This window comes from Bacillus sp. cl95, assembly GCF_900115925.1.
Classification (GTDB): Bacteria; Bacillota; Bacilli; order Bacillales; family Cytobacillaceae; genus Neobacillus_A.
The window spans coordinates 317,801-340,682 of record NZ_FOYF01000005.1 but is presented as its reverse complement, the minus strand read 5'-3'; the positions used below and the strand labels follow the sequence as shown (position 1 = coordinate 340,682).

The following is a 22,882-nucleotide window of genomic DNA, read 5'->3' as shown; positions in this document are numbered from 1 at the left end:
CGTACCTGGTAAGATGTCCTTTTTTAAAGGTATATCTTGTGATATTCTATTAATTTGGGAAAGACACATATAGATGATGGAATTGAAAAAGAACATAGATGATTTTTCGTGAAGAGAGGTGAAAGTAATGGAATTTGATACAATTGCAGCCATTTCGACTCCAATGGGTGAAGGGGCCATTGCCATCGTCCGCTTAAGTGGTGATGAGGCATTTAGCATTGCTGACAAACTTTTCAAGGGTGTGGGAGGAAAACGTCTTATTGACGTAGCTTCGCATACAATTCACTACGGGCATTTGGTTGATCCAAAGAAAGATGAGATAGTCGAAGAAGTAATGGTTTCTGTGATGAAGGGTCCAAAGACATTTACAAAAGAAGATGTTGTGGAGATCAACTGTCACGGTGGAATCGTTTCGGTAAACCGTGTGCTTCAACTTGTCTTGAATAACGGTGCTCGGCTAGCTGAACCAGGAGAATTCACAAAACGCGCTTTTCTAAATGGACGGATTGACCTTTCTCAGGCTGAGGCAGTAATGGATTTAATCAGAGCAAAGACAGACAGGGCAATGAATGTTGCGCTTGGTCAAATGGAAGGACGCCTTTCAAAGCTGATTAATAGATTGCGACAGGAAATCCTTGAAACGCTCGCCCATGTGGAAGTGAATATCGATTATCCAGAGTATGATGATGTCGAAGAAATGACTCACAATCTTTTACTTTCAAAGGCTTCTAACGTAAGAGAAGAAATAAAAAAACTATTACAAACATCAGAGCAGGGGAAAATCCTAAGAGAAGGATTATCTACGGTAATTGTTGGTCGACCTAATGTAGGGAAATCCTCTTTACTCAACAGCCTTGTGCATGAAAATAAGGCAATTGTAACGGATATACCTGGGACTACTCGTGATGTCATTGAAGAATACGTGAATGTTCGCGGAGTACCATTACGTTTATTGGATACAGCAGGAATAAGGGAAACCGAAGATATTGTCGAACGAATTGGTGTCGAACGGTCTCGGCAAGTTTTGAAGGAAGCTGACTTGTTGCTTCTTGTACTTAACTATTCGGATGAATTGACCGTTGAGGATGAAAATTTATTTAAAGCAGTCGAGGGGATGGATGTCATCGTCATCATCAATAAGACAGACCTTCCTCAAAAAATAGATTTAAATCGAGTAAACGAATTGGCGAATGCCCACAAAATTGTGACGACTTCGTTATTAGAAGATCGTGGCGTCGATGAACTTGAAGAAGCTATTTCTTCATTATTCTTCGCTGGATCACTTGAAGCAGGTGATATGACGTATGTTTCTAATAGCCGCCATATTGCCCTTTTAAATCAAGCGTTGAATTCCATTGAAGAAGCGATCTATGGTGTAGAATCAGGAATTCCAATTGATATTGTTCAAATAGATTTTACTAGAACATGGGAATTGCTCGGTGAAATCATCGGGGAAAGCGTTCATGAAAGTTTAATTGACCAGTTGTTCTCTCAATTTTGCCTCGGAAAATAAAGTATATAAGGGTAGTTATCGTAGAATAGCTATTTTTATCCTGAAAAGGAGATTGCAAAATGTCATACGAAGCAGGAAATTATGACGTCATCGTCATTGGTGCCGGACATGCAGGGTGTGAAGCAGGACTGGCGTCGGCACGTTTAGGTGCCAAAACGTTAATGATTACGATCAATCTTGATATGGTTGCGTTTATGCCATGTAATCCATCTGTCGGTGGACCCGCAAAGGGGATTGTCGTAAGGGAAATTGATGCCCTTGGCGGTGAGATGGGTAAAAATATAGATAAAACCCATATTCAAATGAGAATGCTGAATACAGGAAAAGGTCCTGCAGTAAGAGCGTTGAGAGCTCAAGCGGACAAGTTCTTGTATCAACATGAAATGAAAAAGACCATTGAAGATGAGCCAAATATGACTTTGATTCAAGGTTTGGTCGAAGAACTAATTATTGAAGACGGTATTTGCACTGGTGTCATCACAAAAACAGGAGCCATTTATCGTTCTAAAACAGTCGTTATCACTACGGGGACTTTCCTACGCGGAGAAATTATTATCGGTGACCTTAAGTATTCAAGCGGTCCTAATAATCAGCAGCCATCTATCAAGCTCTCAGAGCATCTGGAAAAATTGGGCTTTGATCTTGTTCGATTCAAGACTGGAACACCTCCACGCGTGAACAGTTTAACGATTGATTACAGCAAGACTGAAATTCAACCTGGTGATGAAATACCGCGAGCTTTTTCATATGAAACAACAAAATTCATTACAGACCAACTACCATGTTGGTTGACATATACAAATGAGCATACGCATCAACTCATTGATGACAACCTGCATCGTTCCCCTATGTATTCCGGAATGATCAAAGGAACAGGTCCTCGTTATTGTCCGTCGATCGAGGATAAGGTCGTGCGATTCAATGATAAGCCTCGTCACCAAATATTCCTTGAGCCAGAAGGAAGAAATACTCAAGAAGTGTATGTGCAGGGATTATCGACAAGTCTTCCTGAGGACGTACAACAACAAATCTTAAAAACCATTCCTGGTTTAGAGAACGTACAGATGATGAGATCAGGATATGCGATTGAATATGATGCCATCGTTCCAACTCAATTGTGGCCAACGCTTGAAACAAAGATTGTCCCTCGCCTTTACACGGCAGGACAAATTAACGGCACATCCGGATACGAAGAAGCTGCCGGACAAGGTTTAATCGCGGGAATCAATGCAGCGCTTAAAGCTTTAGACAAAGAGGAAATGATTCTAGGTAGAGCAGATGCCTATATGGGTGTGCTAGTAGATGATTTGATCACTAAGGGAACGGAAGAACCTTACCGATTGCTTACTTCGAGAGCTGAATATCGTTTATTGCTTAGACACGATAATGCAGATTTGCGTCTAACTGAAATTGGACATCGCATTGGATTAATCAAAGAAGAACGATATGAGAAGTTTTTGAAAAAGAAAGCTGCTATTGAAGATGAAATCTCAAGATTAAAAACAGTGATGATCAGACCTACTGAAGACGTACAAGCACTTATTCGTTCAGCTGAAGGAAGCGAGCTAAAAGACGGAATACGCGCTGCTGATTTACTAAGACGTCCAGAAATGAACTATAAGCACATTGAAAAGATTGTTCCGAGCGAGACGCCAATCGATGAAGATGTGAAAGAACAGGTTGAAATTCAAATCAAGTATGAAGGTTATATTGAAAAAGCATTACAGCAAGTAGAACGTCTTAAGAAAATGGAAGACAAGAAGATTCCTGCAAATATCGATTACGATGCAATCACAGGTATTGCCACTGAAGCGCGCCAAAAGCTCAAGCAAGTTCGCCCATTATCGATTGCACAGGCATCACGTATTTCAGGTGTGAATCCAGCAGATATCTCCATTCTTCTCGTTTATATTGAACAAGGCAAGATCGCTAAAATTAACAGTGAATCACACCTTGCGTAAAATGGAGGAACGATTTTAAGATGAATATTGAACAGTTTAAGGGTATGCTTGCCGAAAAGGGTATTACTTTAAGTGACACCCAAATTCAGCAATTTGAAGATTATTATGAAACACTTGTTGAGTGGAATGAAAAAATGAATCTGACAGCTATCACTGAAAAAAGTGATGTCTATTTGAAACATTTTTATGACTCCATCTCAGCTTCATTTTACTTTGATTTTTCGAAACCACTAAGTGTTTGTGATGTCGGAGCGGGAGCAGGTTTTCCTAGCATTCCGCTAAAAATTGTATTTCCTCATTTGCACATAACCATTGTAGATTCGTTGAATAAGCGAATTACTTTCCTGGAGCATTTGGCAAATAAGCTTGGATTATCAGATGTTCGCTTTGTCCATGATCGAGCAGAGACGTTTGGTGTCAAAGCCGAGTTCAGAGAGAAATTTGACTTGGTTACAGCCAGAGCAGTTGCAAGAATGTCTGTTTTAAGTGAACTTTGTTTGCCACTTACAAAAGTTGGCGGTCATTTTGTAGCTATGAAAGCAGCTAACGCAGGCGAAGAATTGGCTGACGGTCAGAAAGCAATTGCCGTTCTTGGCGGCAAATTAGAGGAACAATTTTCTTTTGTTTTACCAATTGAAGAGAGCGAGCGGAGCATCCTTGTAGTCAAAAAGGAAAAGTCGACGCCGAAAAAGTACCCGCGCAAACCGGGAACGCCGAACAAACAACCTATTGAATAAGCTTTGAACTAATCATAATCAGTAGGCAGGAATTCTAGTATTTTATAGAGAATAAGTATTAGGGAGTTTCGTAAAGGTGGTGTAGGGTGATGAAGCATTCTTTTTCACGCTTTTTTGGCCTGGGCGAAAGGGAAGAAAAACTTGAAATCGAACATAATTCAGATGCCGATATAGAAAAGACAGAAAAGACGAGTGAAATTGAAGAAGTAAAGAGAATTCCAATCGTCAAGATTGTTCCTAATCGTTTTCAGCCGCGTACAGTTTTTGATGATGAGAAGATTGAAGAATTATCCCGTACAATCCATATTCATGGCATTATTCAGCCAATTGTTGTTCGGGAGTTTGATCATGACCAATTTGAAATCATTGCCGGGGAGCGTCGTTGGCGTGCAATGAAGAAACTTGGTTGGGAAGAAGTTCCAGCTATTGTAAAGAACATGGATGACACTGAAACAGCTTCTGTTGCACTGATTGAAAATCTTCAACGTGAGGAATTATCTCCTATTGAAGAAGCAGTTGCATACGGTAAGTTATTGGAACTCCATAATTTGACACAGGAAGCACTGGCGCAAAGATTGGGTAAAGGCCAGTCAACTGTTGCTAATAAATTGCGACTTCTTAAGTTGCCCCAACCTGTACAGGATGCATTACTGAATAAGCAGATTACTGAGCGTCATGCCCGTTCGCTTATTCCGCTGAAAAATCCAGAAAAACAGGTAAAGCTTTTAGAAGAAGTTATTGAGAAAAACTTGAATGTTAAACAGACGGAAGAGCGTGTTGTAAAGTTACTGCAAACTCCTGATCAGGCTCCGAAGCCGAAGAGAAAAGCATTTAGCAAGGATATGCGTATTGCCGTCAATACAATCAGACAGTCATTAACAATGGTATCTGATAGCGGAATCAATCTTAACGCTGAAGAAGAAGAATTTGATGAGTTTTATCAGTTCACCATACGTATTCCAAAGAAAAAGTAAAGGAAGCCATTTTTGGCTTCTTTTTTTTGATAGGTTGACTCAAGGGGTTAGGCGGCTCTATCTTCTTCTCCTCACCAGCCTAGTCAAATCATCTATTATTAAACAAAATACCTTTTCTTGCGTCTGACAATATTTTTTAGAAAAAAACCAACTCTATTACGATTCATGATAAAATAGATAGCATGATTGTTAGAATTTGAGAATTGAAGGTAGGTGACATCGTGGGCAAAATCCTTGCTATCGCGAATCAAAAAGGTGGAGTCGGCAAAACGACAACCTCTGTCAACCTAGGCGCCTGCTTAGCTTTCATAGGTAAGAAGGTACTTCTTGTGGACATAGATCCCCAAGGCAATGCCACTAGTGGGATTGGTATTGAGAAAGCAGAAGTCGACCAATGTATATATGATGTGCTAGTAGATGACGTAGAGGCAAAAAGTGTGATCAAATCAACTGCGGTTGAAAATTTATATGCCATTCCTGCGACTATTCAGTTAGCAGGAGCTGAAATCGAGCTTGTTCCGACCATATCACGTGAAGTTAGATTAAAGCGTGCTCTTGAAGAAGTAAAAGGTGAGTATGATTATGTCATCATCGACTGTCCACCTTCATTAGGATTGCTGACTCTCAATGCTTTTACCGCTTCTGATGCGGTATTGATCCCTGTACAGTGCGAATATTATGCACTTGAAGGTTTGAGCCAGTTACTGAATACAGTACGTCTAGTCCAGAAACACTTGAACCAAGATTTGAAAATCGAGGGTGTCTTACTTACGATGCTAGATGCTAGAACAAATTTAGGTATTCAAGTTATTGAAGAAGTTAAAAAGTATTTTCAAGATAAAGTATATAAAACGATCATTCCTAGAAATGTTCGTTTAAGTGAGGCGCCAAGTCATGGCGAGCCTATCATTACGTACGATCCGAAATCCCGCGGTGCTGAAGTTTACTTAGAACTGGCAAAGGAAGTGATTTCGAATGGCTAAAGGTCTTGGAAAAGGGTTGAATGCTTTTTTCTCCAACATGGAGGCAAGCAAAGAAGAAGCAGTTCAAGAAATTCAGCTAAAACAACTTCGTCCTAATCCATATCAGCCAAGGAAGTTTTTTCAAACCGAAGCAATTGAAGAATTAAAACAGTCCATCATTGAACACGGTATCCTGCAACCCATAGTAGTAAGGAAGTCAATTAAAGGATACGAAATCGTTGTTGGGGAACGTAGATTCAGAGCTGCCAAAGAAGCTAAGCTTCAAACAATTCCAGCTGTTGTGAGGGAACTCAATGAGCAACAAATGATGGAATTGGCTGTTCTTGAAAACCTTCAACGCGAGGATCTAAATCCTATTGAAGAAGGTCTTGCCTATCAAACTCTTATGGAAAAGCTAAAGCTGACTCAAGAAGAGGTGGCTAAGCGATTAGGCAAAAGTAGACCGCATATTGCAAATCACATTAGATTGTTATCGTTACCTGCTAAAATCCAGGAATTAATCTCGAACGGTTCGATTACAATGGGACATGGCCGTGCATTACTTGGACTTCGTCAAAAAAATAAGCTTTCTTTCATCGTTGAAAAAACGATTAAGGAGCACTTAAATGTACGTCAACTCGAGAGACTCATTCAAGAATTCAATGAAAATGTTTCACGTGAAACAAAAAAGCCTGTGAAGAAAAAAGATATCTTTATTCAAGAGCAAGAGCTATTTTTACGTGAAAAGTTTGGTACGAGTGTCCATATTAAGCAAAAAGATAAAGATAAGGGTAAAATTGAAATTGAATTTTTCTCTAATGAAGACTTAAATAGGATTCTTGAATTGTTGGACAAAGAGTCTATAAAGTAAGCCATCTTATAGATGGTTTTTTTTATATAATAAAGATTAACTTTTTTAACGGAGATAATTGTCTAGCTCCATTTCACAGCCAGTTTTCATCAATGAATATGCTTCTTAGAATATCTTGCGGAAAGCATGACCTTTAGGTGATGATTGGAGCAGCTCGGGGTTGTTTCCAGAAGCCGAAACAACCTCGGTCATAAGCCAAATCGCTCCAGAAATCAGGGGTTCCTGCGCGCTTCGTCTTATGCCTGTCGGAGCTAATCAGGGCGCTTGCGCTTTTCTAAGTTAGAATAGTATTAGATGTTTGTGTAGAAAACAGTTAAAGGTGGATGTTAATGTTTTTAATGGGGACGATCGTCAATGGTTTACTGATTATTGTTGGAACCCTTTTAGGAAAGTTGTTGCATCGTATTCCGGAGAGTATGAAAACTACCGTCATGTATGCAATAGGTTTATCCGTGATTGTTTTGGGATTACAAATGGGGTTGAAGAGTGAGAACTTTCTTATTGTAATATTAAGTCTGGTTATTGGTGCTGTATTGGGTGAGATCCTTTCTCTTGAAGACAAACTCAATCAAGTAGGATTATGGCTTGAAAAAAAGGTCGGAAACAGTGGCGGTGAAGGCAGTATTTCTCAAGGGTTCGTAACCGCTACACTTATTTTCGTAATTGGTGCAATGGCTATAATTGGAGCACTTGATAGTGGAATTCGTGGAGACCACGATGTCCTTTACACTAAATCGATCATAGATGGTTTTACAGCACTTATCCTTACTACAACTCTTGGAATAGGGGTCATTTTTTCGGCCATTCCGGTTATGCTTTATCAAGGATTGATTGCCCTTTTTGCTACAAAAATTGATCAATTTGTTCCACAAGTTCTTATGGACCAATTTATTGTAGAAATGACAGCTACAGGAGGCGTCATGATTTTTGCAATTGGATTAAATTTAACTGGACTGACAAAGATCAAAGTTGCTAATTTACTTCCAGGAATCATTGTCACAGGCCTAATTGTCTTTGCAATGTATCAGTTCAAACAATATATTTAAATAATAAACCGGAAGTTTTTAGCTTCCGGTTTTGTTTGATTTCTAATAATAAGGCTCTTTTCGTAAACTTTGTTGTTATTGGATTGAACCCATTAGAAATTTAGCTTATAGAATTTCATATTGATGAAAAGAGCACGAAATAAGAATCCATACGTGTTGTTGCCTTTTTCGTAAAGCAACAATCTATGCGAAAACAGCCAATAATAAAGTTAAAACGCTGAAATCTTATAGCCTGCCTTTTTAGCGGAAATTTAATTCGTTTGTTCCTGTTCTTGATTCCAGTTTAAATCAGACCAAGGTGCTTTCGTTGGATAATGTGTACTTGCCATGTGAATGCCGTTAGCAATGGTTTTAGCCATCTTCATAACTAAGCTGAGCCTAGTATTTTGAAGTACAAAAAACTCCATAAATCCACTGACATTGACGATTCCTGTTATATGCATATCGCCTACAGGTGGAAGATCTTTGTTAACGCCTGCCCCAGGCTTCACCGGTCCGCTACCAAGTTGTATCGTACCCACACTCTTAAAACGTCCTAGACAAGCATCGATCCCAATAATAAATGGGTGGAAATGCTTCTGCTTAATCTCTTTTAATTTTTCATCGAGATTGACGGCATGGATTGGATCCTCTAATGTCCCATATACGTAAAATGGACTTTCAGGTTTTTCAGCGAGCAGTGTCCCCACTAGGGGTCCTAATGAATCACCTGTGGAGCGATCTGTTCCAATGCAGACAACGACGATGGGACGGTTAGTCATGACTGGCATTAGAGAAATCAACTCTGTTGCAAGCTGGCCGTTAGCATGAAGTTCATCATGAATTATTCTCGAGCTGCGCTGCTTGTCAAAAAAGCCTGATTTAAGATTCATTAAGTCCACTCCTCGTTTTTTTTGCTTATATATCAACAATTGCCTTAACAGTATAGGAAGATATTGTGTTATGTATACATACCTGTAAAAGGAATTGCATAAACAAGGTAATTAAAAGTACTCATTTTTTTGATAAAAAAAGGTACTAAATACTTATACGGATTCTAGTTTTGGTTCCCAAGATTATTTGTTAAAATAGAGTGACTCTGCTAAGGTTTAGTGTAGAGAATTTTGATGTTTTTTTATAATTAGAGAAGGTGATAAAATGGGTTCTATAGAAAGTGTTATTCATAAACTAGGTGAAAAATTCCTAAATGAAGATACATGGGTGGCAATTGGTGAAAGTTTAATCAAAATCATCGTCATCTTAATTTTGGCTGGGATTATGATTCGCATTGGCAAACTCATGATTCACAATATCTTTAAAGTAAGGAGCAAGTCTCCTCTAAGAACATCTGAGCGTCGTGAAAATACGATGATGAGATTGCTTGATAATGTTTTATCATACGTTGTTTACTTCATTGCGTTTATGATGATTCTTTCGGCAATGACAATTGACGTAAAAGCATTGCTTGCTGGAGCGGGTATCCTCGGGTTGGCTGTTGGTTTTGGAGCGCAAAGTTTAGTAAAAGACGTCATTACAGGATTTTTCATAATTTTTGAGGATCAGTTTTCTGTAGGAGATTTTATCCGTATTGGACAATTTGAAGGTAATGTGGAAGAAATTGGATTAAGAACGACGAAAATTAAAAATTGGACTGGGGAAGTTCACATTTTTCCTAATGGCAGCATCGTCGAAGTAACAAACTTCTCTTTACATAATAGTATGGCCGTCGTTGATGTAGGGATATCGTATGAAGGGGATATCGAAAAGGCAGAGAGGGTAATCAAAGAATTTCTTGAAACGCTTCCTGAAAAGTATGAGGAAATCGTCAAAACACCTGAATTGCTTGGTATTCAAAGCTTCGGACCTTCGGAAGTAGTCTTAAGAATCGTGGCGGAAACCTTACCAATGAGACATTTCTTTATTAGTAGAATGATTCGCAGAGAGATTAAAGTCTGCATGGATGAACATGGCATTGAAATCCCTTATCCGCGCATTGTGATGTATTCGCGCCAAGGTGAAAATCAAGCTAACGAGCCTAAAAAACTCGGATCTGAATAGGAGGCAAACAAACGGTGGAACAGAAAGAATTCGGATTGAATGATGTGGTGGAAATGAAAAAACCTCACCCATGTGGAGCAAACCGCTGGAAGATTATCCGTCTTGGCATGGACATTCGCATAAAGTGTGAAGGTTGTGCACATAGTGTTCTGATTCCTCGCAGGGAATTCTCAAGAAAAATGAAAAAGATTTTAGTGAAGCATGAAGAATAATTCATGCTTCTTTTTTTTGTTTTGTGATACTATTTTTATTAAGAAAAATAGAGGGATTAGGGGGGAATGACGTGGCGAAAGTATATCAGTCTGCATGTCCATTGAATTGTTGGGATAGTTGTGGATTTCATGTAACAGTCGAGGATGGTAAAGTTCAAAAAGTCGAAGGAGATCCTGACCACCCAATCACCAAAGGGAAAATTTGTGGCAGAGGTCGAATGCTTGAAACACGTACAAATTCACTTCAGCGTCTTTTATATCCGATGAAAAAAGTGAACGGGCAGTTCATTCAAGTATCATGGAAGCAAGCATTAGATGAAATTGCTGCTATCATGGCGGACATTAAAGAACAATATGGGTCAACTGCGATCTTACACAGTCACGATTATGCTAATAACGGTATTCTGAAAAACATAGATAAGCGTTTCTTCAATGCCTATGGAGGAGTTACAGAATTAATCGGTTCTCTATGTTGGGGAGCGGGAATTGAAGCCCAAAAGTGGGATTTTGGAGACTCCTATAGCCATCATCCAGACGATGTTTTAAACAGTAAAAACATCGTTATTTGGGGAAGAAATGTTGCCAGGACCAATATGCATTTTTATCAAAAACTACAGGAAGCCAAGAAGAATGGCTCTAAAATATTTGTCATTGATCCAATCTATAATGCCACTGCAAAACTTGCTGATGAGTATATTTCCATTAAGCCTGGAATGGACGGGATCTTAGCGATAGGCATTATGAAAGTGTTATTGGAATCAGGGTTACAAGATTCACATTTTATTGAGAATTTCACACAAGGTTTTGAAGACCTCATCACGTTATTAAATGATGTTTCATTTGAGGATGTCTGTCAGATGACAGAAATCCCTTTAGAAACCGTCAGGAAACTTGCAGAAATTTATGCTGAAAAACCTGTTTCCACTCACTTAGGATTAGGAATGCAAAGATATGAAAATGGCGGAAATACAATACGTCTTCTTGATGCATTAGTGGCGATAAGCGGAAATATCGGAATAGCAGGTGGAGGTTCTAACTACGGTAATCTTCAAGTAGGTCAGAGCTTTGCTTTTGATGAATTGACACTTACAACAAGAAAAGAAAATAGTCGCACTTTTACCATGATGAAGCAGGCAGAAGGAATATTAAATAGTGTAAACCCAAAGATCCAAATGGTTTTTGTAACTTGCGGTAATCCACTCGTCCAAGTGCCTGATTCAAATAAAATAAGAAAAGCTTTTGAAGATGTGCCGCATCTTGTTGTCGTAGATCAGTTCATGACAGATACTGCTGAAATGGCAGATTATGTATTGCCAACGACAACTGCATTTGAAGAAGAGGATTTTTATTACGCATCTATGTATCATCATTATGTGAATTATGGGCCAAAACTAGTGGAAGCACCTGGAGAGGCGAAATCGGATTTATGGATATGGTCTGAACTTGCTAAGCGCTTGGGGTTCGAGGAAGACTTTGAGTTCTCAAGGGATGAGTATATGAAGATGAGTTTAAAGCCACTTGAAAAGCATGGGATACATTTGGAACAACTTCGTAAGGACGGTCATATCGAATTACCTGTTGAAAAGATACCTTGGAGCGGTCACCATTTTAGGACGCCGAGCGGAAAATACGAATTCACAGCTCAGCTTGGATTTGTGAAAGGACAAAATGGGAAATTAACCGCTGCCACGCCTTCTGAGTCGAAGTGGACAAATCCCTCGCTTGCTGAAAGGTATCCTTATACATTCTTGACGATTCACCCGCTAAGGTCGAATCATTCGCAGCATTACCATATTCTTAAGCCAGAACCAAAGGTGAAAATTGAAGTAGCGGAAAACATTGCGAGTAAGCTTGGATTGCAAGAAGGTGACATGGCTAGAGTTTGGAACGAACGGGGAGAAATTAAGGGCACAATTTCCTTATTGAAAAAAGCGCATCCTAATACAATTAACGTTGATGAGGGAATTTGGAGCCGTTTTGGGGGTTCTGTCAATTTGTTGACACCGGATGGCGAATCTGATAATGGTCTCGGAAGCGTTTTATATGATTGTCTCGTAAATATTGAAAAGATATAAACATTAAGGTTGTCTCAACAGTGCCTTGCACAATGTTGAGGCAACTTTTTTATAGATGTGGATAACTTTCTACGATTTTCTATTAATCCAGCTCCAGCGCCCAGCCCCTCGGGGTTGTTTCCAAAATCCGAAACAACCTCGGTCATAGCCAAATCACTCCAGAAATAAGGACAAGGAACGCTTCGGCAGCATCATCATCGCACGAAGAAAAGGCGATAGCCTTTTCGAGGATGAACTGCGTGATTCGTCTTATGCCTGTCGGGGCTGAACAGGGCGCTTGCGCCTTTTGTTCTTGGAAACAATTTGTTATGTAGTGTTCTGAATAGCTATTTGGAATTTGTATGCTTGTCTTTTCAAGAACATGTATCTATAATTGTGAGAGGATTTTCAATTACTTTTGAACGAATGAATGATGCTATAGATGAGCGTAGTTGAAATAATATTGATCACTAAAAGGAGTGACTAAACATGGCTTTAACAGCTGGTATCGTTGGATTACCGAACGTAGGTAAGTCGACCTTATTTAACGCAATTACCCAAGCAGGTGCTGAATCGGCTAACTATCCGTTCTGTACGATCGACCCGAACGTTGGAGTGGTAGAGGTTCCAGACTACCGTCTAAATAAATTAACTGAACTTGTTCAACCTAAGAAAACAGTACCAACGACTTTCGAATTTACGGACATCGCTGGAATTGTTAAGGGTGCAAGTAAAGGGGAAGGTCTAGGAAATAAGTTTCTTTCTCATATCAGACAAGTAGATGCTATTTGCCAGGTTGTTCGCTGTTTCGCGGATGACAACATCACCCATGTATCTGGTAAAGTAGATCCTATTTCTGATATTGAAACGATTAACCTTGAACTAATCCTGGCTGACCTTGAATCGGTGGAAAAAAGAATCGGCCGTGTTGAAAAGCTGGCAAAACAAAAAGATAAAGAAGCGACATTTGAATTTGAAGTTCTTTCCATGCTTCGCGATGCTTTTGAAGAGGAAAAGCCTGCTCGTGCAGTTGAGTTTACGGAAGAACAAATGAAAATCGTAAAACACCTTCATTTATTAACGATCAAACCAACTCTCTATGTTGCCAATGTAGGCGAAGATGACGTGGCAGATCCTACTGATAATGAGTATGTGAAGCTAGTTCGTGAATTTGCTGCAAAAGAAAACGCGGAAGTAATCGTGGTTTGCGCAAAAATCGAATCTGAAATTGCAGAACTTGAAGGGGAAGAAAAGGAAATGTTCCTTCAAGAACTTGGTATTGAAGAATCTGGTCTTGATCAATTAATTCGCACAGCTTATAGCTTGCTTGGATTAGGAACTTATTTTACTGCAGGTGTACAAGAAGTTCGCGCTTGGACGTTCCGTAAAGGAATGAAGGCTCCTCAATGTGCAGGAATCATCCACACGGATTTTGAAAGAGGGTTTATCCGCGCTGAAACGGTATTTTTCGATGACTTGCTAGCAGCAGGGAATATGACTGCAGCTAAGGAAGCCGGAAAAGTTCGACTTGAAGGTAAAGAATACGAAGTTAAAGACGGAGATGTTATCCACTTCCGCTTTAACGTTTAAGATAATGGCTCTGTTATGGAATGGTCCGACGTTGAACTTAGAAGCGCAGGCACTTTTCACTATAACAGGGCTTTTCTTTCTAGGGACGTTGCTTTATAGACAAACCTGTGCTATAATTTGAACTTGTGAGTAATGGAAATTGCTCCTTGCCCGTTTATGGGCCGTCCAGACCAAAAGGAGGTGACAGTGATGAATAAGTACGAAATCATGTACATCATCCGCCCAAACATTGAAGATGAAGCTAAAAAAGCTCTAGTTGAGCGTTTTAACACAATCTTAACTGACAATGGTGCGGAAACTGCTACAACGAAAGATTGGGGAAAACGCCGTCTTGCATACGAAATCAATGATTTCCGCGATGGTTTCTACCAACTAGTTGATGTTCAATCTGATGCAGCTGCGGTTGAAGAATTCACTCGTTTAGCTAAGATCAGCGAAGACATCATTCGTTATATCGTAATCAAACAAGAAGCTTAATTTACAATTTAGATAAATTCTTCTGTTCTATGTTTCACGTGGAACATAATTCAGGGAGAAGGAGTTGGTTCTGATGATGAATCGTGTCGTTCTAGTCGGTCGTTTAACGAAGGATCCAGAATTACGATATACACCAAACGGCGTTGCTGTTGCTACTTTTACTTTAGCAGTTAATCGTCCATTTTCTAGTCAGTCAGGTGAGCGTGAAGCAGACTTTATTAATTGTGTTGTTTGGCGTAAACCAGCTGAGAATGTGGCAAACTTCTTGAAAAAAGGTAGTCTTGCAGGAGTAGATGGACGTGTTCAAACACGTAACTACGAAGGACAAGATGGCAAGCGCGTATATGTTACTGAGATTTTGGCGGAAAGTGTACAATTCCTTGAACCTAAAAACTCTTCTGGTGACAGAGGCGACAATGGTTCATACGGTGCTCCACAAGGTAATCCTTTTGGAAACAGCAATCAGAATCAACGCCAAAACAACAACAACAACAATCAAGGTTATACTCGCGTGGATGAAGATCCATTTGCAGGCAGTGGTCAAATTGACATCTCTGATGATGATTTGCCATTCTAACCTATAACTTTAACGTTATATCAAAATAAAATTTGAGGGGAGGAAATATCCATGGCAATGGGAGGACGCAAAGGCGGTCGCGCTAAGCGCCGTAAAGTGTGCTACTTCACAGCACACGGAATCACTAACATCGATTATAAAGATGTAGATCTTCTTAAAAAGTTCATCTCTGAGCGCGGTAAGATTTTACCACGTCGTGTAACAGGTACTCACGCTAAGTACCAACGCAAATTAACAATTGCGATCAAGCGTGCACGTATGATGGCTCTTTTACCATACGTTTCAGGTGAATAATTGTAATAACAAGACAGTAGGGTGAGCCTTGCTGTCTTTTTATTTTTTTAAAATAGATGAATCTCCATAATCAAGAAAACTAATTTTTAGACCTATGACTAGCTTGCTTAATACGTTCCTTTTTTTCTGAAGGCTCTGTAAATGTACAATGTTGCTTTCTACACTTTTTTGATTAGAGCGGAGGGCGCTTGACTCCTGGGGATTAGCGTTACAGGCGAGATCCCGCAGGAGCGATAGCGACGAGGAGGCTCGACGAACGCTCCCAAGACGAATTCGTTCATGAAAAAGCCGGCATTAGGGCTTTTTCATAATTCGTACCGGAAAGCAAGCGTCTGGAGCGGAAATCGGCAGGCGAGTTTATCTGAGCCTTTCAGAAAAGTTGAATCGGTAATTGTTTGGGGCTAGAATAGGATTAAGACAATGCTATGTTCATGTCAAGAATATTAGAAAAGATTAAGCATATACGTATAAATGGTTTACTTAAAAGCTTGTCCTTTTCTATAGAGGTGAAGAAATGAGAAACATACATAAACTAACTGAAGGTGCTATCATTTTAGCGGTTTTTTCTGTTTTACTTCTGTTAACAATTTTTGTTCCGATTGTCGGTATTGCAACAAACCTTTTCCTGGCACTTCCTTTCATGTTGTTTGCAGCAAAAAATGATGGTAAAAGCACACTTGTCTTTTTAGTTAGTGCCATTTTGATATCATTTATTGTTGGAAATATTTTGGCTCTGCCATTGGCACTTACCTTTGGGTCAGCAGGGGCAATGATGGGTTACCTAATCCATAAACAAAAGAGCAGAACAACTATTTTCTTAGCGGGTTCATTTGCTGTCCTTATTAATGTTGTTTTACAGTATGCCTTCTCAATCGTTTTTTTTCAGATTGATTTTATTCAAGAATCAATCAACATCCTTCAGCAATCCATGAATCAGTCATTTAAGGCATTAGAAGCAATGGGGCAGGTTGAAGGACTCGATAAGATTAAAGCACAGTTTGATAGTGGTATGAAAATGATGAAATTCTTGACGCCAAGTCTTTTCTTGATGGCTTCATTCTTTCTTGTATTCCTCATTCAACTCGTCTCCATTCCCATTATCAAAAGGTTTGGAGTAAAGGTCGGAGGCTGGAGAAAAGTCTCAGAAATTTCATTGCCAAAAAGTTTTTTATGGTACTACCTTTTAACTATGTTTGCTACGATGATCATGAATCCTGAAGAAGGGACATATTGGTTTTGGGCATTAATTAACCTGTCATATATGCTTCAGTTTATGATGATTTTCCAAGGGATTACGTTTATTTTCTTTTTTGCAGAAAAGAAAGGTGCTCCTAAGGCACTTCCGATTGTCATTACCATATTTTCTTTAGCTCTCCCATTTCTACTTTCTATTGTAAGAATTTTAGGTATAATTGACTTAGGTTTTGGCTTGAGAAGCCAGATGGAAAAAAGAAGTTAACACTACTGTTTGGGAGTGAAAACATGCCTACGTATTTAGAAAAGCGCTCTATCCGCTACCCATTTTATGGACTGATGGGCGTTACAGTGGTGCTTCTTGGCATTTTAGCTTTATACAATTGGCTTATTAGCCTCATCGGAGTCTTGCTCGTTGTTCTTCCTGCTTATTTCTTGGTGAAATTAGAACAAAAGCAACGAAAAGATACAGAGGAGTACATTTCAACACTTTCCTACCGAGTAAAAAGAGTTGGCGAAGAAGCGCTAATGGAAATGCCAATTGGGATCATGCTAATCAATGACGATTATTATATCGAGTGGACGAATCCTTATTTGGCAACTTGCTTTGATGAAGATACTTTGGTCGGAAGATCATTGTATGATGTGGCTGACTCATTGATTCCTTTAATAAAGCAAGAAGCGGAAACAGAAATCCTGACTTTGCATGATCGCAAATTCCGTGTTATTCATAAAAGAGAAGAGCGCTTAATTTACTTCTTGGATGTTACTGAACAAACAGAAATCGAAAAACTTTATGAAAATGAACGCACTGTTATTGCTACTATCTTTTTGGATAACTATGATGAACTTACGCAAGGTATGGATGACCAAATGCGCAGCAGTATTAACAATCTTGTTACTTCCATTTTAAATAAATGGGCACAAGATAATGGTGTATTCCTTAAGCGTGTTTCATCTGAGCGCTTCATTGCGGTTTTCAACGAACATATCCTGCAAATATTAGAGAAAAATAAGTTCTCAATTCTTGATGAAGTAAGGGAAACAACTGCTAAACAAAACGTATCTTTGACGTTAAGTATTGGAGTTGGAGCAGGAGTTTCTTCTCTTACTGAGCTCGGTTCACTTGCTCAATCAAGCCTTGATCTGGCGTTAGGTCGCGGTGGTGACCAAGCAGCAATCAAGCAAACTAATGGGAAAGTTAAGTTCTTTGGTGGAAAGACTAATCCTATTGAGAAGCGTACCAGAGTGAGAGCCAGGGTCATTTCTCATGCCCTTAAGGAACTTGTCATTGAAAGCGATAAAGTCATCGTGATGGGTCATAAGAACCCTGATATGGATGCAATTGGTTCTGCGATAGGTATCAATAAAGTGGCTCAAATGAATCAACGTGATGCTTATATTGTCGTTAACTTCCAGGAAATTGATACAGGCGTTAAAAGGTTGATGGAAGAGATTCAACAACATGAAGAGTTATACAGTCGTTTTATCAGCCCTGAACAAGCTTTAGAAATGACAACAGATGACACATTACTTGTCATTGTAGATACTCATAAGCCATCATTGGTCATTGATGAAAGACTTCTAAACAGGATTGAAAACGTCGTTGTCATTGACCACCATCGCCGCGGGGAGGATTTCATTCAAAATCCACTACTGGTTTATATGGAGCCATATGCTTCATCTACAGCAGAACTGGTGACTGAACTTCTTGAATACCAACCAAAGCGTGGGAAAATTGATATGCTTGAGGCAACTGCGCTTCTTGCAGGTATCATTGTCGATACTAAGAGTTTTACACTTAGAACAGGTGCCAGAACATTCGATGCAGCTTCTTATCTAAGAGCACAAGGAGCGGATACAGTTCTCGTTCAAAAATTCCTCAAAGAAGATGTTCATACCTACATAAAGAGGGCAAAATTGATCGAGTCTGTTACTTTTTATCGTGAAGGACTGGCTATTGCAAAAGGTGGAGAAGACCAAGTACACGATCAAGTCCTGATCGCCCAAGCAGCTGATACGTTATTAACGATGGATGGGGTAATTGCCTCATTTGTTATTTCAAGAAGAAGCGAAGATACAATCGGCATTAGTGCGAGGTCATTAGGTGCACTGAATGTCCAAGTAATCATGGAGAATCTAGAAGGCGGAGGCCACCTTACAAATGCAGCGACCCAAATTAAAGGATCGAGTATTGAAGAAGTGGAACAACGCTTAATAAGAGCAATTGATGATTATTATGAGGGAGGAAAAAAAGAATGAAGGTCATTTTCTTAAAAGACGTTAAAGGAAAAGGCAAAAAAGGTGAAATTAAGAATGTTGCAGACGGATACGCACATAATTTCCTCATTAAACAGGGATTAGCGGTCGAAGCAAACAACACAAATACAAGCACGCTTGAAAACCAAAAGAAAAAAGAGCAAAAGGCAGCTGCAGAAGAGTTGGCAGAGGCTAAGAAGCTAAAAGATGAATTAGAGAAAGTAACGGTTGAATTATCTGCTAAGTCTGGTGAGGGCGGAAGATTATTTGGCTCGATTACAACAAAACAAATCGCTGAAGAGCTTCAAAAGAAGCATGGTATCAAGATTGACAAGCGCAAAATGGAATTAGAAGATGCAATTCGTTCTCTTGGTGTTACAAATGTACCTGTTAAGCTTCATCACGAAGTTTTAGCTACATTGAAAGTACATGTAAAAGAAGTAAACTAAATTTGGCAGTTTCTTTCTAATGCAAACATGATAAAATAAAAGAGTTGAAAAAATGTGATCGGTATTGAACTGGTCACTTTTTTTTATAAACCATACAGCATCATCCTCGAATAGGAGGTTTTCATAAATGAGTGATATCATGGCTGATCGTTTACCGCCACAAAATATAGAAGCCGAACAAGCCGTCTTAGGAGCTATTTTTCTTGAACCATCGGCCCTTACACTGGCATCGGAAATACTAATCCCGGAAGACTTCTACAGGGCTGCTCATCAAAAGATCTATAATACGATGTTAAAGCTTAGCGACCTTGGTAAAGCCGTTGACTTGATTACGGTCACAGAAGATTTGGCGGCGACAAATCTTTTAGAAGATACGGGTGGAGTTAGTTATTTAAGTGAACTGGCTGCATCTGTCCCAACTGCAGCTAATATTGAGTATTATGCTAAGATCGTTGAAGAAAAATCATTACTTCGTCGCTTAATCCGAACAGCTACAGGCATCGCCCAGGATAGTTATTCTAGAGAGGACGAAGTGGAAGCACTTTTGGGAGAAGCGGAAAAAAGTATCCTAGAGGTTGCCCAACGTAAAAATGCTGGAGCATTCCACAATATTAAAGACGTTTTAGTTCGAACATATGACAATATTGAAGTGATGCATAACCGTGTTGGGGATATTACGGGTATTGCTACAGGCTTTAGAGATCTTGATAAAATGACAGCAGGATTCCAACGCAATGATTTGATTATTGTTGGTGCACGTCCTTCAGTTGGTAAAACAGCCTTCGCCCTAAACATTGCCCAAAACGTTGCTGTAAAAACAGGCGAAAATGTCGCTATCTTCAGTTTGGAGATGGGTGCCGAGCAGCTTGTCATGCGTATGCTTTGCGCAGAAGGAAATATTGATGCACAACGACTTCGTACGGGCTCATTGACGGATGATGACTGGGGCAAACTGACAATGGCGATGGGAAGCCTCTCCAATGCAGGAATATACATTGATGACACCCCTGGAGTGCGCATCAGTGATATCCGTTCAAAATGTCGCCGTTTGGCGCAAGAGCATGGTTTAGGCATGATCCTGATTGATTACTTGCAGCTTATCTTAGGAAGCGGCCGTTCCGGTGAAAACCGTCAGCAGGAAGTATCTGAGATTTCACGTTCCTTAAAACAATTGGCGCGTGAGCTAAAGGTTCCAGTTATCGCACTTTCTCAGCTTTCCCGTGGTGTTGAACAACGTCAGGACAAGCGTCCGATGATGTCAGATATCCGTGAATCAGGAAGTATCGAGCAGGATGCCGATATCGTAGCATTCTTATACCGTGAAGATTACTATGATAAAGAGTCCGAGAATAAAAATATCATTGAAATCATTATTGCGAAGCAACGTAATGGTCCGGTAGGAAGCGTTCAGCTTGCTTTCGTAAAAGAATATAATAAGTTCGTTAACTTGGAGACCAGGTATGATGATTCAGCCATTCCTCCAGGAGCATAAAGGGATTAGCCTGCAAAAAGGCTGATCCCTTTTTTATGTAGTCCTGAAAAAGGAGGGAGTTGTGCAATGGGGGAATAAGTGCCAATCTAGCATTGATGAAAGCAATCTAAAGGAAAATATTAATCTACGAACAAAATAGTATATTAGTAGTAAAATGTTCGTGTTTTATTGACTTTCAACCACTATAATTGGTACACTAAACGATGGAAATAAGATTTTTATTGGATGTTTACTTTAGTGGAGGTGCTTTTATGTCATCAGTAGTAGTAGTTGGAACACAATGGGGAGACGAAGGAAAAGGGAAGATTACCGATTTTCTTTCTGAAAATGCTGAAGTAATTGCTCGTTATCAAGGTGGTAACAACGCAGGACATACAATTAAATTTGATGGTGAAACATATAAGTTACATTTGATTCCTTCTGGGATTTTTTATAGTGATAAGATCTGTGTAATTGGCAACGGGATGGTTGTCGATCCTAAAGCTCTTTTAAAAGAATTAGCTTACCTACATGAAAGAGGTATTTCAACTGATAACCTGCGCATTAGCAATCGTGCCCATGTCATCCTTCCATACCACTTAAAGCAAGATGAAGTAGAAGAAGAACGTAAAGGCGCAAATAAGATTGGTACGACGAAAAAAGGCATTGGTCCAGCTTATATGGATAAAGCAGCTCGTATTGGAATTCGAATTGCTGACTTATTAGACCGTGAAGTTTTTGAGGAAAAACTTGAAAGAAATCTTGAAGAAAAGAATCGTCTGTTCGAACGCATGTATGAAACAGAAGGTTTTAAGAAAGAGGATATCTTCGAAGACTATTACGAATATGGTCAACAGATTAAGCAATATGTGTGTGATACGTCTGTTGTTCTAAATGACGCACTTGATGAAGGCCGTAGAGTATTGTTTGAAGGAGCGCAAGGAGTAATGCTTGATATCGATCAAGGAACTTATCCTTTTGTTACTTCTTCCAATCCTGTTGCTGGTGGCGTTACAATTGGTTCCGGTGTAGGTCCTTCAAAAATTAAGCATGTTGTAGGTGTGTCTAAGGCCTATACAACACGTGTTGGCGACGGACCCTTCCCAACAGAGCTGAATAATGAAATCGGTCACCAGATTAGAGAAGTGGGCCGTGAATACGGGACAACAACAGGAAGACCACGTCGTGTAGGATGGTTTGATAGCGTAGTTGTGCGTCATGCCCGTCGAGTGAGTGGAATTACAGACCTTTCTTTGAACTCAATCGATGTTTTGACAGGGATTGAAACATTGAAGATTTGTGTTGCTTACCGTTACAACGGAGAAATCATCGAAGAATTTCCAGCAAGCTTAAAGGTTCTATCAGAATGTGAACCGGTATATGAAGAATTTGAAGGTTGGACGGAAGATATTACTGGATGCAAATCGTTAGACGAACTGCCAGTTAATGCGCGTCATTACTTGGAGCGCCTAGCACAGTTAACTGGAATTCCATTATCCATCTTCTCTGTAGGACCTGATCGTTCTCAAACAAATATCGTACGCAGTCCGTGGCGCCAAAGCTAACTTTAGCAAAGATGAAGCTCTCGATTTTGAGAGCTTTATTTATTTTAAAAATATTTTTAAAAAAAGCATTGCAAGAAATTTGTCGATTGTGTTAATATAAAAAGCGTCGTCACGAAAGACGTTTTAAAACGTTTAAAGTAATAATAACTTTATACGAGCCATTAGCTCAGTTGGTAGAGCATCTGACTTTTAATCAGAGGGTCGAAGGTTCGAGTCCTTCATGGCTCACCATTTACTCAATGGCCCCTTGGTCAAGCGGTTAAGACACCGCCCTTTCACGGCGGTAACACGGGTTCGAATCCCGTAGGGGTCACTTGATAGTATTCAGTTAAATTTAATCTGGTCCCGTGGTGTAGCGACGAGCGATACTACCAGAAGTCACTACGAGTTGTCTCGACGAATTTGCTCCTTAGAAAAACTAGCAGAGGAAGAGACAGTTAATTAGTAACTTTGAGAATGAACAAAATTTTATAACTTAACATGGTCCCGTGGTGTAGCGGTTAACATGCCTGCCTGTCACGCAGGAGATCGCCGGTTCGATCCCGGTCGGGACCGCCATTTATTTGGCTCAGTAGCTCAGTCGGTAGAGCAAAGGACTGAAAATCCTTGTGTCGGCGGTTCGATTCCGTCCTGAGCCAT

Annotated in this window: 20 protein-coding genes and 4 tRNA genes; 23 read left to right on the top strand and 1 reads right to left on the bottom strand. The window is 39.7% G+C overall.

What is annotated here, in order from left to right; translation table 11 throughout:
* Positions 1-127: 127 nt before the first annotated feature.
* From mnmE to BMZ31_RS15600, 7 genes are all read left to right on the top strand, one after another.
* On the top strand, positions 128-1,513 hold the full coding sequence (gene mnmE / locus BMZ31_RS15630) for a tRNA uridine-5-carboxymethylaminomethyl(34) synthesis GTPase MnmE (RefSeq protein WP_090832841.1): 1,386 nt from the start codon (positions 128-130) through the stop codon (positions 1,511-1,513).
* 59 nt (positions 1,514-1,572) lie between these two features.
* On the top strand, positions 1,573-3,474 hold the full coding sequence (mnmG, locus tag BMZ31_RS15625) for a tRNA uridine-5-carboxymethylaminomethyl(34) synthesis enzyme MnmG (protein WP_090832840.1): 1,902 nt from the start codon (positions 1,573-1,575) through the stop codon (positions 3,472-3,474).
* 20 nt (positions 3,475-3,494) lie between these two features.
* Positions 3,495-4,211, top strand: coding sequence for a 16S rRNA (guanine(527)-N(7))-methyltransferase RsmG (gene rsmG, locus BMZ31_RS15620; protein WP_090832839.1), 717 nt, complete (start codon positions 3,495-3,497; stop codon positions 4,209-4,211).
* Between the two features lie 89 nt (positions 4,212-4,300).
* Positions 4,301-5,185 (top strand): nucleoid occlusion protein, encoded by an 885-nt coding sequence (gene noc, locus BMZ31_RS15615; protein ID WP_090832838.1) that lies wholly within the window; start codon positions 4,301-4,303, stop codon positions 5,183-5,185.
* 221 nt (positions 5,186-5,406) lie between these two features.
* A complete protein-coding gene (locus BMZ31_RS15610) occupies positions 5,407-6,168 on the top strand; it encodes a ParA family protein (RefSeq protein WP_090832837.1) in 762 nt (253 codons plus the stop codon).
* The gene (locus BMZ31_RS15605) at positions 6,161-7,018 is read left to right on the top strand and encodes a ParB/RepB/Spo0J family partition protein (protein WP_090832836.1); all 858 of its coding nucleotides are present in this window, start codon (positions 6,161-6,163) and stop codon (positions 7,016-7,018) included. The genes BMZ31_RS15610 and BMZ31_RS15605 overlap by 8 nt, the downstream gene beginning before the upstream one ends.
* A gap of 329 nt (positions 7,019-7,347) precedes the next feature.
* Complete coding sequence (locus tag BMZ31_RS15600; protein WP_090832835.1) at positions 7,348-8,064, top strand: DUF554 domain-containing protein; 717 nt, start codon at positions 7,348-7,350, stop codon at positions 8,062-8,064.
* A gap of 251 nt (positions 8,065-8,315) precedes the next feature.
* Here the strand turns inward: BMZ31_RS15600 and yyaC are convergent, their stop codons facing one another.
* Positions 8,316-8,936, bottom strand: a complete 621-nt coding sequence (gene yyaC / locus BMZ31_RS15595) for a spore protease YyaC (protein WP_090832834.1) — start codon at positions 8,934-8,936, stop codon at positions 8,316-8,318.
* 265 nt (positions 8,937-9,201) lie between these two features.
* Here yyaC and BMZ31_RS15590 point away from each other — a divergent pair, with 265 nt between their 5' ends.
* The 16 genes from BMZ31_RS15590 (at position 9,202) to BMZ31_RS15515 (ending at position 22,881) form a co-directional block, all read left to right on the top strand.
* Entirely contained in the window at positions 9,202-10,101 is a 900-nt protein-coding gene (locus BMZ31_RS15590) for a mechanosensitive ion channel family protein (protein ID WP_090832833.1), read from the top strand.
* Between the two features lie 14 nt (positions 10,102-10,115).
* Complete coding sequence (locus tag BMZ31_RS15585; protein ID WP_090832832.1) at positions 10,116-10,313, top strand: DUF951 domain-containing protein; 198 nt, start codon at positions 10,116-10,118, stop codon at positions 10,311-10,313.
* Positions 10,314-10,384: 71 nt separating this feature from the next.
* Positions 10,385-12,388 carry a molybdopterin-dependent oxidoreductase gene (locus BMZ31_RS15580; protein WP_090832831.1) on the top strand — a complete coding sequence of 668 codons (2,004 nt, stop codon included), beginning with the start codon at positions 10,385-10,387 and terminating at the stop codon, positions 12,386-12,388.
* A 468-nt stretch (positions 12,389-12,856) separates the two neighbouring features.
* Positions 12,857-13,957 carry a redox-regulated ATPase YchF gene (ychF, locus tag BMZ31_RS15575; RefSeq protein ID WP_090832830.1) on the top strand — a complete coding sequence of 367 codons (1,101 nt, stop codon included), beginning with the start codon at positions 12,857-12,859 and terminating at the stop codon, positions 13,955-13,957.
* Positions 13,958-14,146: 189 nt separating this feature from the next.
* Positions 14,147-14,434, top strand: a complete 288-nt coding sequence (rpsF, locus tag BMZ31_RS15570; RefSeq protein ID WP_090832829.1) for a 30S ribosomal protein S6 — start codon at positions 14,147-14,149, stop codon at positions 14,432-14,434.
* 73 nt (positions 14,435-14,507) lie between these two features.
* Positions 14,508-15,011, top strand: a complete 504-nt coding sequence (ssb, locus tag BMZ31_RS15565) for a single-stranded DNA-binding protein (RefSeq protein ID WP_090832828.1) — start codon at positions 14,508-14,510, stop codon at positions 15,009-15,011.
* A gap of 57 nt (positions 15,012-15,068) precedes the next feature.
* Positions 15,069-15,305, top strand: coding sequence for a 30S ribosomal protein S18 (rpsR, locus tag BMZ31_RS15560; RefSeq protein WP_090832880.1), 237 nt, complete (start codon positions 15,069-15,071; stop codon positions 15,303-15,305).
* Positions 15,306-15,819: 514 nt separating this feature from the next.
* Complete coding sequence (locus BMZ31_RS15555; RefSeq protein ID WP_090832827.1) at positions 15,820-16,764, top strand: YybS family protein; 945 nt, start codon at positions 15,820-15,822, stop codon at positions 16,762-16,764.
* A 23-nt stretch (positions 16,765-16,787) separates the two neighbouring features.
* A complete protein-coding gene (locus BMZ31_RS15550) occupies positions 16,788-18,761 on the top strand; it encodes a DHH family phosphoesterase (RefSeq protein ID WP_090832826.1) in 1,974 nt (657 codons plus the stop codon).
* Entirely contained in the window at positions 18,758-19,207 is a 450-nt protein-coding gene (gene rplI / locus BMZ31_RS15545; protein WP_090832825.1) for a 50S ribosomal protein L9, read from the top strand. Before BMZ31_RS15550 ends, rplI begins: the two co-directional genes overlap by 4 nt.
* A gap of 127 nt (positions 19,208-19,334) precedes the next feature.
* Complete coding sequence (gene dnaB / locus BMZ31_RS15540; protein ID WP_090832824.1) at positions 19,335-20,699, top strand: replicative DNA helicase; 1,365 nt, start codon at positions 19,335-19,337, stop codon at positions 20,697-20,699.
* A 251-nt stretch (positions 20,700-20,950) separates the two neighbouring features.
* Complete coding sequence (locus BMZ31_RS15535; protein WP_090832823.1) at positions 20,951-22,243, top strand: adenylosuccinate synthase; 1,293 nt, start codon at positions 20,951-20,953, stop codon at positions 22,241-22,243.
* 155 nt (positions 22,244-22,398) lie between these two features.
* Positions 22,399-22,474 (top strand) — tRNA-Lys (locus BMZ31_RS15530).
* 10 nt (positions 22,475-22,484) lie between these two features.
* Positions 22,485-22,556: transfer RNA gene (locus tag BMZ31_RS15525), tRNA-Glu, on the top strand.
* A 169-nt stretch (positions 22,557-22,725) separates the two neighbouring features.
* Positions 22,726-22,801: transfer RNA gene (locus tag BMZ31_RS15520), tRNA-Asp, on the top strand.
* 7 nt (positions 22,802-22,808) lie between these two features.
* Positions 22,809-22,881: transfer RNA gene (locus BMZ31_RS15515), tRNA-Phe, on the top strand.
* Position 22,882: the final 1 nt, after the last annotated feature.